This is a genomic window from Lewinella cohaerens DSM 23179 (assembly GCF_000379805.1).
Lineage (GTDB): Bacteria > Bacteroidota > Bacteroidia > Chitinophagales > Saprospiraceae > Lewinella > Lewinella cohaerens.
In genome coordinates this window covers 1-1028 of the sequence record NZ_KB903618.1, presented here as the reverse complement: position 1 = coordinate 1028, position 1028 = coordinate 1, and the positions used below count along the sequence as shown (strand labels likewise).

Genomic DNA, 1028 nt, shown 5'->3' with positions numbered 1-1028 from the left:
GGCACTGCACCATATACTTACTTGTGGAACACCGGCGCTACGAGCGAAGACCTCACCGGTCTCACAGCAGGCACATACACGGTCACGGTTACCGATGACCAAGGTTGTACAGACGAAGCGACGTTCACGATTGATGAACCTACGACGCTTGAGATTGATGTTGACGCAACCGTCCTCACGGATGCCGATTGTAACGGCGCAGCCACTGGAACCATAGATTTGGTAGTCACTGGCGGTACTGCACCATATACTTACCTGTGGAACACTGGCGCTACGAGCGAAGACCTTACCAGCCTTACCGCAGGCACGTACACGGTCACGGTTACCGACGACCAAGGTTGTACCGATGAAGCGACGTTCACCATTGATGAGCCTACAACTTTAGAAATTGACGTTGACGCCACCGTCCTCACGGATGCTGATTGTAATGGATCAGCCACTGGCACAATTGACTTGGTAGTTACTGGCGGTACAGCACCATACACTTACTTGTGGAACACCGGTGCTACGAGCGAAGACCTCACCGGCCTTACCGCTGGTACGTACACGGTCACGGTTACAGATGACCAAGGTTGTACAGACGAAGCGACCTTCACAATTGAAGAGCCAACGACTTTAGAAATCGACGTTGACGCAACCGTCCTCACGGATGCAGATTGTAACGGATCAGCAACAGGCACTATTGACTTGGTAGTTACTGGTGGCACTGCTCCATATGCTTACTTGTGGAACACCGGTGCTACGAGCGAAGACCTGAGTGGTTTGACAGCTGGCACGTACACGGTCACGGTTACCGATGATCAAGGTTGTACAGATGAAGTGACCTTCACTATTGAAGAACCCACGACCTTAGAAATTGATGTTGATGCAACGGTATTAACAGATGCCGATTGTAATGGTGCCGCGACGGGGACCATTGACTTGGTAGTTACTGGTGGCACTGCTCCATATACTTACTTGTGGAATACCGGAGCTACAAGCGAAGACCTCACCGGCCTTACTGCTGGTACTTACACGGTCACGGTTAC

General features: G+C 51.5%; 1 pseudogene. It reads left to right on the top strand.

The annotated features are described in order from the left end of the window. Nucleotides 1–1028, top strand: a pseudogene (locus A3EU_RS0127930) (hypothetical protein); the annotation flags it as partial.